Genomic DNA, 13,558 nt, shown 5'->3' with positions numbered 1-13,558 from the left:
AGCCGACGGGGCACGCCGGAGCCCGGCCACAAAAAACGCCCCAGCCGGAAGACGCCACTGGCCGGGGTGCCCAACAGCCGCAACCCCGGCACCGGGAAACGGTGACCCCCGGCCGGAGCTGGGGGTCACCGTCAGGGAGAGAGGCGGCCGGCGTCAGTCGTCGTAGCCCTCGTCCTCGTCCTCTTCATCGTCCCAGTCGTGGCCGTGGTGGTCGTGCCCCGCGACCGCGTGGGTCTCACTCGCGTGCGCACCATTCGGGCCCGCCCAGAAGCAGCCATCGGCGTACCAGGCGTGGTGGCCGTTGGTGCCGGCGACGGTGTACTCGCCGCCCGCGCCGTCCGGGCCGGCCGACAGACTGGAGTCGTGGTAGGCGGCGTAGCCGTGGTGGCCGTGGCCCCAGCCGTCGTGGTCGTAGCCGTCATCGTGGCCCGCGACCGCGCCGGTGTTGCTGATCGCGGCGCCGTGCGCCCCGGCGGACGCGCTGGACTCACCGTAGGCCCCGTAGCTGTCAGCCGACGCGATGCCCGCGGCACCGAACGACAGCGGGATGGCCAGCAGGCTGGCGATCGCGAAGCGACGAACGTTCATTGTTCTGAATTCCCTTCGTATCAACGGATTCCGGACCGGAACCTGACCGGCTCCGCGGACCGGGTGCCCGGGACCGCCGGGGCAAATCCGGCAGGTAGATGTGACGCAGGACACGTTGCGATCACGGCGTGTCGGCGCGACAGCCGAACTCCCGCTGGTCGGCCCCGCGAAACCGATCCGTCACGGCGGGCGCGGTGAAATTCGTTGTGGCGCAGGGCATCCATCGTTGGTGCGTCACTCACGGGTGTGGACTGGACCAGGTTCCGGAGGTTGACAACACCTCCCCGGCCGCCGATGCTCATCGCAGTAACTGTTACTTCGGGTAATGGCTTCAGGGAGGAGGCGGCGTGGTCCGGCGAGTGGTGTCCCGGGACGGCACCCGGATCGCGGTCGCGGAGGCCGGCGATCCGGCGGCGCCGACAGTGGTGTGCGTGCACGGCTACCCCGACGACCGTTCCGTGTGGGACGGCGTGGTGGCCCGGCTCGAACCGCGGTTCCACGTGGTCACCTACGACGTCCGGGGCGCGGGCGAGTCGGATCGCCCGTCGCGGCGCGCGGCCTACGCGCTCGACCGGCTGGCCGAGGACCTGGCCGCCGTGCTCGACGAGGTCAGCCCGGACCGCCCGGCGCACCTCGTCGCGCACGACTGGGGGTCGATCCAAAGCTGGCACGCGGTGACCGGGGAGCGGCTGCGCGGGCGGATCGCGTCGTTCACCTCGATCTCCGGGCCCTCGCTGGACCACGTCGGGCACTGGGTCCGCGCCCGGTTGCGGCGGCCGTCGGGGTGGGGGCCCGCGCTGCGGCAGCTGGTGCACTCGGCCTACATCGTGTTCTTCCGGATCCCGCTGGTTCCCGAGCTGAGCTGGCGGTCCGGGGTGGGCCGCTGGGTGTTGCGGCGGCTTTCGGGCAGTGCGGCGGGCCGTCCGGCGGTGGCGGACGCCGTGCACGGGCTGGAGCTGTACCGGGCCAACGTCGGCGTCCGGTTGTCGCGCCCGCGGCCGCGGCCCGCCGAGGTGCCGGTGCAGGTGCTCGCGCCGCTGGGTGATCCGTACGTGACGCCCGCGCTGCAGACCGACGTGGCGCGGTGGGCGCCGCGGCTGTGGGTGCGGCGGTTGCCCGGCGGGCACTGGATCCCGCGGGAGCGGCCGGACGTGATCGCGCGGTGCGCGGCCGAGCTGGTCGAGTTCGCCGAGGGCGCGCCGGAGAGCCGGTCGCTGCGGCGGGCGCGGTCCGCCGGATTCGAGGGGTATTCGGTGCTGGTCACCGGGGCGAGCCGCTTCGCCGGGGCCGTCTCGGCGGCGTTCGCGGCCGCCGGGGCGGAGGTGCGCCGCGACGGGGCCGAGGTGCCCGACGTGGTCGTCGACAGCCAGGGGTCCGCCGCCGAGTACGCGCGGCGGATGGCTGAGCGGGGCGAGGGCGGCTGCCTGGTGCTGCACGACCCCGCCGAGGCCGCCCGCCTGCGGAAGAAGTTCCCGGGGCTGGGAGTGGTCCTGGCCGGGGACGGCTCACCCGAGCGGGCCGCCCAGCGGGTCCTCCGCGCGGTGGCGCGGAACCGCCACGCGGGAGTCTGACGGGCGCCCGGGCCGGAACCCGGGCGCCCCCGAACAAGGCCGCCGGGGCGGAGGTGCGCCGCGACGGGGCCGAGGTGCCCGACGTGGCCGTCGACAGCCAGGGGTCCGCCGCCGAGTACGCCCGGCGGATGGCTGACCGGGGCGAGGGCGGCTGCCTGGTGCTGCACGACCCCGCCGAGGCCGCCCGCCTGCGGAAGAAGTTCCCGGGGCTGGGAGTGGTCCTGGCCGGGGACGGCTCCCCGGACCGGGCCGCCCGGCGGGTCCTCCGCGCGGTGGCGCGGAACCGCCACGCGGGAGTCTGACGGGCGCCCGGGCCGGAACCCGGGCGCCCCTCGCGCCGGCCCCAACGGCCAGTAGTCCGGGGCACATCAGGGCCTGGCGAGCGGGCCGCTGCCCCGCGAGGCAGCGGCCCGTCGCCGTCAGCTCCGCGCCAGTCCGCGCTCCACGGCGGCGATGATCTGCGGCCGCAGCTCCTCCGGGCGGATGATGGCGTCCACCGAGCCCACCCGCTGCGCCCGCTGGATCGAGTGCACCCCGTCGAACTCGGCGGCCACCTCGCCCAGCTTCTCGGCCCGCACCGACGCCCGGACGTCCGCCAGCTGGGTCACCAGCGCGGCCCGCGAGGCGCTGTCCGCCGCCGCGATCCGCGCCACCAGCTCCGTCACCCGCGGGTCGTTCGCCGTGCGGGCGTTGACCTCCTGCGCGAACACCACCGCCGCCGCGGGGGCGCCGCCCAGCACCGAGGCGTACGAACCGTCCACGGCCAGCACCGTCATGTTCGGGTTCAGCGTCTTCGAGAACACCACGAACGCCCCACCGTGGTAGCGGGAGATCACGCAGAACACGATCGGCCCGCGGAAGTTCACGATCGCCCGCCCGATCTCCGCGCCGTACTCCAGCTGGAGCTTGCGCATCGACTCCGGGGAACCGTCGAAACCGGACAGGTTCGCCAGCACCACCAGCGGCCGGTTCCCGCTCGCCGCGTTGATCGCGCGCGCCGCCTTCTTCGACGAGCGCGGGAACAACGTGCCGGCGGTGTAGGTGTCCGGTCCGTCGGTGGGCGGGAACCCGCGCCGCGGCACCGACCGCGACTCGATGCCCAGCAGGCACACCGGATAGCCGCCGAGGTGCACGTCCTGCACCACCGCGGTCTCCGCGTCCGCCATGCCGGCCCAGCGTTCCAGGATCGCGTGGTCCTGGTCGGCCAGGGCGCGCATCACGGTGCGGATGTCGAACGGCTTCTTGCGGTCCGGGTTGGTCTCCCGCGAGAAGATCTGGCCCACCGTGGTGAAGTCGGACCCGACGATCGCGTGCGGGTAGTCGGAGATGTCCCGGTCCACCGGGTCGGTGGTGACCGCCCGGCGCGGGCCGGTCTCCCCCGGCAGCACGTACGTGTGGTCGTAGTGGGACATCAGCACGCCGTGCGCGGCGCCGAGGTTCGGCGCCCAGTACTGCGCCTGCCCGTTCGGGCCCATCACCCGGTCGTAGCCGCCGATGCCGAAGTTGTCCTCGGCCGACACGCCCCCGGAGAAGTCCAGCGACTGCTTGCCGGTGAGCACCATCGCCGAGTCCGGCGTCATCACCAGGACACCCTTGGTGTGCATGAGCATCGTGGCCTCGGCGTTCCAGTACGGCTGGGCGCCCACGTTGATGCCGGCCACCACGATGTTGATCTCGCCACCGTCCTGGGTGAACTGGACGATCCGGCGCAGGGCCGCGGCGATCCAGTCCATGTTCTCGGTGCCGGAGTCCATCGCGATCCGCGCCCCGGCCGACAGCGCGTACCACTCGACCGGAACGCCCAGCCGGTCCGCCAGGTCCAGCGCCGCGATGACCCGCGCGCACTCCGGTTCGGACAGCGCGCCGAGCGCCTTCGTCGGGTCGCCGAGCAGCACCACGCGGGTCACGCCCTCCGGGTACCGCTCGGTCGGCGTGGTCGCCACCCCGGCCACGATCCCGGCCTTGTTGAGCCCCTTCTCGCGCTCGACCGGCACCAGCGCGCCGGAGTCGTCGAGGTCGTACTCGGTGAACGAGCCGCCCTCGCCGGCCAGCATGCCGGTCAGCTCGTACGGGTAGACCGTGCCGCGGCGCCGCGCCCGCAGCACCTTCTGGCCGTAGTCGTCCAGCGGCTGGATCAGCTCGGTCGGCGGATCGGTGATGGTCAGCCGCACCCCGGTGGCGACGTCGTAGGTCACCCGCACCGCGATCGGCCGCAGCTCACCGGTCTCCTTGTCCCGCTGGCGGCCGAGGAACAGCACCTCCTCGACACCGGCGACCGCGGTCGACGGCACCACCCGCTGCGCGACCGTGTTCAGGTCGTCGGCCGTGAGGTCGCTCGGCGGCCACACGTAGAGGAAGATCCGGTTGGTGTCGAGCCGCTTCTTGGCCGGGCGCTGGGCCTGCACCTTGCGGATCGCGTCCAGGCACGCGCCGAGCGCGCCCTCGACGGCGGGCAGGGCGAGGATGCGGCCCTCGTCGTCGCGCAGCGGGGTCAGGTCGCGGACCTGCGCCATCGCGACGAGCCGCTCGTCGGACGGGTTCTTCGGCGCGACGCAGCGCAGCAGGTAGACGTCCTCGTCGGCCGACGGCAGCCGGGTGAGGTCGAAGTTCTGCAGGCGCCGCAGCTGCAGCCGCTGCCCGATCAGCGGGTGCAGGCCGCGGATCAGCCGCTCCTCGGTCAGGCCCGCCGACGACGGCCGGAACGTGAAGTGGTGGTGCATCGCCGAGCCGCTGCGCCCGGCGACCGTGGTGGTGATGCGGCGCAGGTCGGCCGGCAGCGCGACCCGGGACAGCACCTCGCGCAGCTCGGCGGCCATGAGGTCGGCCTCGGCCGGCTGGCCGGTCCAGGTCAGGTAGACGTCGGCGACCAACGCGCCCGGCTCGGCCTTCGCCGCGACCTCGGCGACCGTGCGCACCGCGTCGGCCAGGCCGGTGAAGTCGGCGACGGTGGCGATGAGCCGCTGCCGCTGGCCGTCCAGGTCGTACCCGGCGGTGACGAACGCGTGCCCGCCCGCGGTGCCGGTCTCCACGCCCTCCAGGCCGTGCTCGCGGTAGTAGCGGCGGCTCAGCACCTCCAGCAGCGGGCCCGGGTCCAGGCCGGGCCGCCCGATGCGCTGGCCGACCAGCCGCACCAGCGGTTCGGGGCTGGCGACCATCTCGGCGATGCGCTGCTCGCGGTCGGGCGCCTCCGGGTTGGCGTCCAGGTAGCCGAGGTGCCGGCGCACCTTCGTGTAGACCTCGGCGCGGGTGCGGCGCAGCAGCGGCTGGGCGAACCAGCGGAACACCACGCTGCGGGCGAGGTCGCCGACCACCGGGAACCGCAGCTGCGTGGCGCGGATCAGGTGCTCCAGCGCCTGGCCGACGGTCTGCCGCGAGCCGTTGTCCGGCGGGGCCTCGGTGAGCCACTGCTGCAGCAGCGCGGTGATCACCGCGACGTCGGAGGCGGCGCGCTGCTGGGCGAGGAAGATGCGGAAGACCGCTTCCTCCAGCTCGGGCGTGCGGTCCAGCCCCTCGACCCCGTAGTGGCTCAGCACGCGGGTCAGCCGGCCCTGGAAGGTCTCCGACAGCCCGGCGCGCTCGGCGTCCAGGCTCTGCAGGTAGGTGTGGAAGTGCTCGCGCGGGCTGTGCACCCGCGTCTCGGCCTTGGTCTCCTCGCCGTCGGGCTTGTTGCGGGACAGCTCGGACAGGTCGGCGAAGATCTCCAGCAGCCCGGCCTCGGCGGCCAGGCCCCGGTACCGCAGCTCGGACCGCGCGGCGAGGTACCCGGCCAGGGTGCGGCCGCCGTCGCGCGGGTCGACGTCGAACCCGAGCAGCATGCTGCGCAGGTCGTTCATCCCGCGCTCGGCGCGCTGCATCGCGGTCAGACCGTCCGGCTCGGACGGCAGGTCCAGGTCCACCCCGGCGGTTTCCGGCGCGGCGTCGGCGTCCTCGGCCAGCGGTTCCAGGCGCAGCAGGGCGGCGCCGGTCTCGACCTGGCTGCCGACGGAGACCATCGACTCCTTGAGCAGCGCCTTGAACGGCGCGCGCAGGACGGTCTCCATCTTCATGGACTCCAGCACCAGCACCGGGGCGCCGGCCTCGACCTCGTCGCCGACGGCGCGCGGCGTGGCGACCACCAGGGCCGGGGCGGGCGAGCGGACCACGCCGCCCTCGTCGCGGCTGATCCGGTGCGTCACGCCGTCGACCTCGACCAGGTGGATCGGCCCGTGCGTGCCGGTCACCAGCCGGAAGCGGCGGCCGTTGACGTGGATCTGGCCGGTGTGCTCGTCGTACCGCTCCAGCTCGGCGTCGACGGTCTCCACGTCGTCGCCGGTGACGAACCCGATGCGGTAGCGGCCGGGACCGGTCTCGGCGACGGTCAGCCGGTAGGTCGCGCCACGCAGCTTGAGGTCGATCGGGCGGCCCACCTCGTGCTGCACCTGCGGGCGCCCGCCGTGCGCGGTGGACAGCAGGCGCTGCAGCTCCACCTGCTTCTCGTCCTGGTAGGCCTCGATCGCGGCGGCGGCCAGCGCGATGCCGGAGTGGGCGTGCGAGACCAGGCGGCCCTGGGCGCGGACCCGGTCGATCCAGCCGGTGTCGGCGCTGGCGTCGATCACCTCGGGCTGGTCGAGCAGGTCGAGGACGAAGCTCTTGTTGGTGGTGCCGCCCTCGATGAGCACGGTGGTCTCGCGCATCGCGCGGCGCAGCCGGGACAGCGCCTCATCGCGGTCGCGGCCGTAGGCGATGATCTTGGCGATCATCGAGTCGAAGTCGGCGGGGATGGTGTCGCCCTCGCTGACGCCGGTGTCGACCCGGATGCCGGGGCCGGCCGGGAGGTCGAGCAGCGCGATGCGGCCCGGGGCGGGCGCGAAGTCGGGGTCGGGGTCCTCGGCGTTGAGCCGGGCCTCGATGGCGTGGCCCAGCTCGGCGGGCGGGGTGCCCTCGAGCTTGCCGCCGGAGGCGACGTGCAGCTGGGCCTTGACCAGGTCCATGCCGGTGGTGGCCTCGGTGATGGGGTGCTCGACCTGCAGGCGGGTGTTGACCTCGAGGAAGGCGAACAGCTTCTCCACCGGGTGGTACAGGAACTCGACGGTGGCGGCGCCGCGGTAGCCGACCGCGACGGCCAGCCGCTCGGCGGAGGCCTTCAGCTCGGCCACCTGGTCCGGCGCGAGCAGCGGCGAGGAGGACTCCTCGATGATCTTCTGGTTGCGGCGCTGCACGGAGCAGTCGCGCACGCCCAGCGCCCACGCGGTGCCCTGGCCGTCGGCGATGACCTGGACCTCGACGTGCCGGGCGCCGGTGACCAGGCGCTCCAGGAACACCACGCCGCTGCCGAAGGCGCGCGCGGCCTCCTGGCTGGTGCGCTCGTAGGCATCGCGCAGCTCGTCGGCGTTGTTGATCACCCGGATGCCGCGGCCGCCGCCGCCCGCGGTGGCCTTGAGCATCAGCGGGTAGCCGATCCGCTCGGCCGAGCGCAGGGCGGCGTCCAGTTCCTGCAACGCCACGCGGCTCCACGGCGCGACCGGTACGCCGACCTCTTCGGCGATCAGCTTGGCGCCGATCTTGTCCCCCAGTTTGCGCATGGCGTCCGGGTTCGGGCCGATGAAGGTGACGCCGATCTTCTCGCAGAGTTCGGCGAAGGCCGGGTCCTCGGCGACGAAGCCCCAGCCGACCCACGCGGCGTCGGCCTTCGTCTCGATCAGGGCGCGTTCGAGGACGGCGAGGTCGAGGTAGGGGCGGTTGGCCGCGGGCCCCAGGTTGTAGGCGATGTCGGCTTCCCGCACGAACGTGGCGTTGCGGTCCGCGTCGGTGTAGAGGGCCACCGTCTCGATGCGTGGCCCGCCCTCCGCGTTGAGCTCACCGACGGCGTGGATGAGCCGCATCGCGGCTTCTCCCCGGTTGACGATCGCGACACGACTGAACACCGAATCGAGCCTCACAGGTTGTGGTGGTTGGACGGCGCGGCCTCCCCTGGCCGCTGGTCCAGCATCGCGCGTACCCATCGGTAGTGTGATCGTCGCACCCGCACCGTGCCGTGGGCGGATTTTTGTCGGAACCCTCCAAAGCAGCGCGCTGACCCGGGACAATGCCGGCGGCTCGCGCGCACGCGGGACCGCGCGGATCGTGAGAGCCTGATCACTCGCCCTTGTAGAGGACGGCCAACAGCCGGTGGGGCCGTCAGCGACGGACCGGGAAGCGCATCGCCGACGGGACACCCCGCACCCGGCGGGGCGCCCCCGGCACCGCGTCACGGGCCGGTGGATCCAGGCCGCCGACGGGGCACCCCGCCCGGCGAGGTGCCCCGGCACCGGCTCACGGCCGGTAGAGCCAGTCCGTCCAGCGGTAGCCGTCCAGACGGCGTTCACTCACGTACTCGTTGCGCAACAGCCGCACAAAGCCATCACACGCAAGCCACCAACGGGACACCCCGCACCCGGCGGGGCGTCCCGGCACCGGCTCACGGCTGGTAGAGCCAGTCGGTCCAGCGGTAGTCGTCCAGGCGGCGTTCGCTCAGGTACTGGTTGCGCAGCAGCCGGGCGAGGCCGTCGCAGTGCCACAGCTCGCCCCACACCCGGGCGCTCGACTGCACCCGCGCCGTCCGCGCCGTGCGGGCCTGTTCGTAGGCCGCGAGCGCGGACGGCCAGTCCAGCGCCGCCGCGGCCTGCTGCTTCGCGACCTCCCCGGCGAGGCTGTGCGCGTCCTCCAGGGCCTGGCACGCCCCCTGCGCGAGGTACTGCAACATCGGGTGCGCCGCGTCGCCGGTCAGGGCCAGCCGCCCGTCGACCCAGCGGTCCACCGGCAGCCGGTCGTACATCGGCCACCGCCGGTCCCGCCACAGCCACGCCAGGCCACGCCGCACCGCGTCGCACGTGCCCTCGAACGCCGTGTCCAGCTCCTCCGGGCCGCCCCACTCCGCCTCGCCGCGCGCGTACGCGGGCGAGGCGAACACCGCGACCGTGTTGAGCAGTTCCCCGCCCCGCAGCGGGTACTGCACGAGGTGACACCGTGGTCCGAAGTGGACGACCACGTCGGTGAGCACGTCGGAGTCCAGCCCGGTCACCTCGGCCACCGGGCGGGTGCCGCGGTAGGCGACGTAACCCGAGCACACCGGCTGGTCGCCGGACAGCCGCGGCCGCAGCGACGACCACAACCCGTCGGCCGCCAGCGCCGCGCCCGCCGCGAACTCCCGCTCCCCCGCCCGCACGCGCACGCCCTCGGACAGCACCTCGACGTCGTCCACCTTGTGGTCGGCCAGCAGCTCGACCCCGGCGCGGGCGCACGCGTCGTGCAGGATCGTCAGCAGGTCGCTGCGGTGGATCACCACGTACGGCGCGCCGTAGCGCTCGACGAACCCCGGACCGAGGTCCATCGAGGTCAGCTCGGCGCCGTCGAGCGCGTCCTTGAGCACGAGCCGCCGCGGCAGCACCCCGCGCGCGACGACCTCGTCGAGCAGGCCCCACTCGCGCAGGATCCGGGTGGCGTTGGGCGCCAGCTGCAGCCCGGCGCCCACCTCGGCGAACGCGGGCGCGCGCTCCAGCACGCGGACGCGCTGCCCGGCCGCGGCGAGGGCGAGGGCGTTGGCCAGCCCGCCGATCCCGCCGCCCACCACCACGACATCGGTGTCGGTCATGTCCTCTCCTCCTACAACCACGGGCCGAGTTCGGGGGCCTGGCCGGTGCGTCCGGTGAGCCAGCGCGCGAGCGCGGGCCCGTGCCCCTGCGCGATCCGGCGCTTGAGCGCGTCGCCGATCAGGGCCTCGACCAGGTCCGCGGGCAGATCGCCGAACCCCACGCCGCGGTCGAGATCGGCCGCGTGCACGGCGACCTCGCGGGTGCGCATCCAGACGATCTCGGTGGCCGGCACGGTCCGGCCCTGCGCGGTGACCACCTGGCTGGCCCACGCCGCATCCGGGAGTCCGTCCAGGTCCGCGGCCAGCGCGTCCGCCGATTCCCGCACCAGGCGGCGCAGTTCGGCCACGGGCAGCCGCGCGCCCGTCTCGATCTCGGCGTTGCGCTGCTCGGTGCTCGCGTACATGCGTGATTCGACCCCGGTGCGGGCCCAGCTGACCAGGCGCCGCAGCGCTTCGGCGTTGTAGTGCAGGTGCGCGACGAGGTGGCGGCGGGTCCAGCCGGGCAGCAGCGTCGGCGCGTCGAACTCCGCGTCGGACAGCTCGCCGATCACCCCGAGGACCAGCCGGGTGCCCTCGTCCATCCAGTCACGCGTGCTCATCACGCGCCACGTTCTCCAGCCGGCCCAGGCCGCTGATCTCGGTGACCAGCCGGGCGCCGCCGGACAGGTAGCGCGGCGGCTTGCGGGCGTGGCCCACTCCGCCGGGCGTGCCGGTGGCGATCACGTCGCCGGGCCGCAGCGTCAGGATCGTGGACGCGTACCGGACCAGGTCGACCGGGCCGAACACCAGGTCGCCGGTGTTCGCCTTCTGCACCTGCTCGCCGTCGACCGAGCAGCTCAGGTCCAGGGCGGGTGTGGTGCCGCCGGGCAGCTCGTCCGGGGTCACCAGGTACGGGCCGAACGGGGTGGTTCCCTCGAACGTCTTGCCCTGCAACCACATCGGCGACCGGTACTGCCAGTCGCGGGTGGTGACGTCGTTGAGGACGCTGAACCCGGCGATCGCGGCGGCCGCCTCGGTCTCGCTCGCGCGGCGCACGGTCGCGCCGATGACCAGCGCCAGCTCGGCCTCCCAGTCCACGGCGTCCGATTCGGGCGGCAGCGCGATCGGGTCGGCCGGGCCGACGAGCGCCTCCGGGTACTTGGCGAACAGCGTCGGGTACCGCGGCAGCTCGCGGCCCATCTCCAGGATGTGGTTGCGGTAGTTCAGGCCGACGCACAGGATCTTGCCCGGCCGCGGCACGACCGGGGCGAGGCCGGCACCCGCCAGCGGCCGCTCCGGCGTGACCGCTCCGGCCTGGGCGCGCCAGTCCTCCTGGGCGAGGAAGGCGCCGACATCCGGCGCGCCGAGTTCGGCGTACCGCTCGCCCTCGACGCGGATCGCGCGGGTGCCCTCGGCGGTGCGCAGGGTCGCGAGTTTCACTGCTGTCCTCCCACCCGCACGCGGTCGGCGTGCAGTCGCTCGAAGATCGGGGTGTCGCTGAACCGGAACAGGTCCAGCTGCGTGTCGGCGGCCAGGGTCACCTCGGCCCAGGACGGCACGACGAACAGGTCACCGTGGTCGACGGTCCACTCCTGATCGGCGACGCGGACCGTGCCGGAGCCGTCGAACACCTGCCACACGGCGGAGCCGACCTCCTGCCGCGGCGCGGTTTCCGCGCCGGGACGCAGCCGGTGGAACTCGGCGCGGATGGTCGGCATGACGTCGCCGCCGGTGGTCGGGTTGGTGAAGCGGATCGCGGCGTGACCCGGCTCGACCACGCCCGGGTAGCCCTCGTCCTCCAGGGCGAGCTGGTCGGTCATCGCGGCGTCGGTGTGCTCCCACCGGTAGGCGGCGATCGGCGAGTGCACCGCGGGCGCGGTCTGCGACACCGGGCGCAGGCCGGGGTGGGCCCACAGCCGCTCGGCGCGGGAGCGCTCCGGGGTGTCGGTGCTGGACACCCGCTCCGGGCCGAACTCGAAGAACGCCGAGCCGGTGTAGTGCACGAACGGGATGTCCAGGCCGTCGATCCAGGCCATCGGCTCGCTGGAGGTGTTGTGGTGGCCGTGGAAGTGCCAGCCGGGGGTGAGCAGGAAGTCGCCGCGGCGCATGGCGACCGGGTCGCCGTCGACGACCGTCCACACGCCTTCGCCCTCGACGACGAACCGGAACGCGTTCTGCGTGTGCCGGTGCTCGGGCGCGTTCTCGCCCGGGCCGAGGTACTGGATCGCCGCCCACAGGGTCGGCGTCGCGTACGGCGCGCCGCCGAGCCCCGGGTTGGCGAGCGCGATGGCGCGCCGCTCGCCGCCGCGGCCGACCGGCACCAGCTCGCCGGCCTTTTCCGCGAGCGGCAGCAGGGTCTTCCAGCGCCAGGCGTGCGGGCGCATCGCCGGGGACGGGCTCATCGGCATCAGGTCGCCGATCTCGGTCCACAGTGGAACGAGGAGTTCCTCGGCGAACCCCCGGTACAGCTCGTCGAGTTCGGGGGACGGCTCGGGCTGGTTGCTGGTCATCGGGTGACCACTCCTTCCTTACGGATGACGGGACGGGGGCAGGCCCAGACGAAGCCGCTGGCGACGGCCGCGCCGATGGCGAACACGAGGAAGTTGGCGGTGACGCCGAACCCGGCGGCCAGCAGCCAGCCGCCGGCCTGCGGGGCGAGCACGGCGCCGATGCGGCCGATGCCCAGCGCCGAGCCGAGCGCGGAGCCGCGCAGCGGGGCCGGGTAGTGGTCGGCGACCGCGGCGATGATCAGGCACTGCGTGCCGTGGGTGCCGACGCCGGCCAGGACCAGCGCGAGGTAGGCGCCCGCCTGCGACGGGCGCAGCACCAGCACGAGCAGGCCGGCGGCGGCGACGGCCGCGGCGAGCACGGCGGCCCGGCGCGGGCCGAGGCGGGCGCCGGCCCACGCGGTGACCAGCGAGCCGCCGACGGCGCCGAGGTTGAGCGCGAGCAGGAACGTCAGCGCGGAGCCGAGGTCGAACCCGCTCTGCCGCATCAGCTGCGGCAGCCAGGTGCCCAGCCCGTACCAGGCGAACAGCGTCGCCAGCGTGGCGAGGGCGAACAGCACGGTGGCGCGGGTGCAGGGCGGCTTCAGCAGGGCGCGGAAACCCCGGTGCGGCACGGTTTCCGTCTCCGGTACGAGGGAGTACTTGCGTTCCAGTGCCTCGGCTTGCGCGATGCGGCCCTTGGCGCGCAGCCAGGCCGGGGATTCGGGCAGCAGCCACGCGCACAGCGGCAGCACGAGGACGAGCGCGAGCAGGGCGATCGCGAACATCGCCGGCCAGCCGTAGCGGGGCAGGACCGCGATGCCGATCAGCGCGGCGAGGCTGCCGCCGATCGGGACACCGGACATCATCAGCGTGGCGACCAGCGAGCGGCTGCGGGCGGGGACGAACTCGCTGCCCAGGGCGTTGGCCGAGGGCACGAGGCCGCCCAGGCCGAGCCCGGCGAGCAGGCGGAAGGCGCCGAAGACGACCGGGTCCGGGGCGATCGCGCAGAGCGCGGTGAACACCGAGAACCAGGCGGTGCAGGCCAGGATGGTCCGGCGGCGGCCGAGCGCGTCGGCCAGGCGGCCGGCGAGCAGGGCGCCGAGCAGCATGCCGAGGAAGGCGAGGCTGCCGAGCAGGCCGGCGGTGCTGCTGGTCAGGTTCCAGCCGGGTTCGGTGAGCAGCTGCGGCAGGACCGTGCCGTAGACGATGAGGTCGTATCCGTCGAACACGACGACCACCCAGCACAGGGCGGTCACCAGGGGCGCGACGTTGCGCGGTGGGGCGGGCATGCGAGGAACGTAAGCGAGGTTCTGTCAGCAGGG

At 73.9% G+C, this 13,558-nt stretch carries 9 protein-coding genes; 2 read left to right on the top strand and 7 right to left on the bottom strand.

The genetic code is table 11. The features are described 5' to 3' along the window. Positions 1-153: 153 nt before the first annotated feature. Positions 154-588: a hypothetical protein gene (locus tag D0D28_RS15635; RefSeq protein ID WP_094007964.1), complete on the bottom strand. Its 435-nt coding sequence runs from the start codon at positions 586-588 to the stop codon at positions 154-156. 347 nt (positions 589-935) lie between these two features. Between D0D28_RS15635 and D0D28_RS15630 the strand changes: the two genes are divergently transcribed. Together D0D28_RS15630 and D0D28_RS15625 are read left to right on the top strand one after the other, a co-directional pair. Further along, complete coding sequence (locus D0D28_RS15630; RefSeq protein ID WP_240323220.1) at positions 936-2,159, top strand: alpha/beta fold hydrolase; 1,224 nt, start codon at positions 936-938, stop codon at positions 2,157-2,159. Positions 2,160-2,242: 83 nt separating this feature from the next. Next, positions 2,243-2,461 carry a hypothetical protein gene (locus tag D0D28_RS15625; RefSeq protein ID WP_205413276.1) on the top strand — a complete coding sequence of 73 codons (219 nt, stop codon included), beginning with the start codon at positions 2,243-2,245 and terminating at the stop codon, positions 2,459-2,461. A gap of 117 nt (positions 2,462-2,578) precedes the next feature. Here D0D28_RS15625 and D0D28_RS15620 read toward each other — a convergent pair whose 3' ends face one another. The 6 genes from D0D28_RS15620 to D0D28_RS15595 all read right to left on the bottom strand — a co-directional run bounded on the left by D0D28_RS15620 (position 2,579) and on the right by D0D28_RS15595 (position 13,525). Further along, positions 2,579-8,062 (bottom strand): carboxyl transferase domain-containing protein, encoded by a 5,484-nt coding sequence (locus tag D0D28_RS15620; protein ID WP_116111076.1) that lies wholly within the window; start codon positions 8,060-8,062, stop codon positions 2,579-2,581. Positions 8,063-8,595: 533 nt separating this feature from the next. After that, on the bottom strand, positions 8,596-9,768 hold the full coding sequence (locus tag D0D28_RS15615) for an FAD-dependent monooxygenase (RefSeq protein WP_116111043.1): 1,173 nt from the start codon (positions 9,766-9,768) through the stop codon (positions 8,596-8,598). 11 nt (positions 9,769-9,779) lie between these two features. Further along, a complete protein-coding gene (locus D0D28_RS15610) occupies positions 9,780-10,367 on the bottom strand; it encodes a maleylpyruvate isomerase family mycothiol-dependent enzyme (protein WP_240323219.1) in 588 nt (195 codons plus the stop codon). Beyond that, complete coding sequence (locus tag D0D28_RS15605; protein ID WP_094007961.1) at positions 10,354-11,187, bottom strand: fumarylacetoacetate hydrolase family protein; 834 nt, start codon at positions 11,185-11,187, stop codon at positions 10,354-10,356. Before D0D28_RS15605 ends, D0D28_RS15610 begins: the two co-directional genes overlap by 14 nt. Next, entirely contained in the window at positions 11,184-12,257 is a 1,074-nt protein-coding gene (locus D0D28_RS15600) for a cupin domain-containing protein (protein WP_116111042.1), read from the bottom strand. Before D0D28_RS15600 ends, D0D28_RS15605 begins: the two co-directional genes overlap by 4 nt. Continuing rightward, positions 12,254-13,525 carry an MFS transporter gene (locus D0D28_RS15595; protein WP_094007959.1) on the bottom strand — a complete coding sequence of 424 codons (1,272 nt, stop codon included), beginning with the start codon at positions 13,523-13,525 and terminating at the stop codon, positions 12,254-12,256. Before D0D28_RS15595 ends, D0D28_RS15600 begins: the two co-directional genes overlap by 4 nt. Positions 13,526-13,558: the final 33 nt, after the last annotated feature.

The sequence above is a fragment of the Amycolatopsis ruanii genome, assembly GCF_003385175.1.
GTDB classification, from domain to species: domain Bacteria; phylum Actinomycetota; class Actinomycetes; order Mycobacteriales; family Pseudonocardiaceae; genus Amycolatopsis_E; species Amycolatopsis_E thermalba.
Note: the sequence above shows the minus strand (reverse complement) of the source record. Positions and strands in the feature narration are given on the sequence as shown.

What these genes read in the sequence shown, in the direction of transcription:
- D0D28_RS15635 (WP_094007964.1), bottom strand. Translation starts at nt 588, where the DNA reads ATGAACGTTCGTCGCTTCGCGATCGCCAGCCTGCTGGCCATCCCGCTG.
- D0D28_RS15615 (WP_116111043.1), bottom strand. Translation starts at nt 9,768, where the DNA reads ATGACCGACACCGATGTCGTGGTGGTGGGCGGCGGGATCGGCGGGCTG.
- D0D28_RS15610 (WP_240323219.1), bottom strand. Translation starts at nt 10,367, where the DNA reads ATGAGCACGCGTGACTGGATGGACGAGGGCACCCGGCTGGTCCTCGGG.
- D0D28_RS15600 (WP_116111042.1), bottom strand. Translation starts at nt 12,257, where the DNA reads ATGACCAGCAACCAGCCCGAGCCGTCCCCCGAACTCGACGAGCTGTAC.
- D0D28_RS15595 (WP_094007959.1), bottom strand. Translation starts at nt 13,525, where the DNA reads ATGCCCGCCCCACCGCGCAACGTCGCGCCCCTGGTGACCGCCCTGTGC.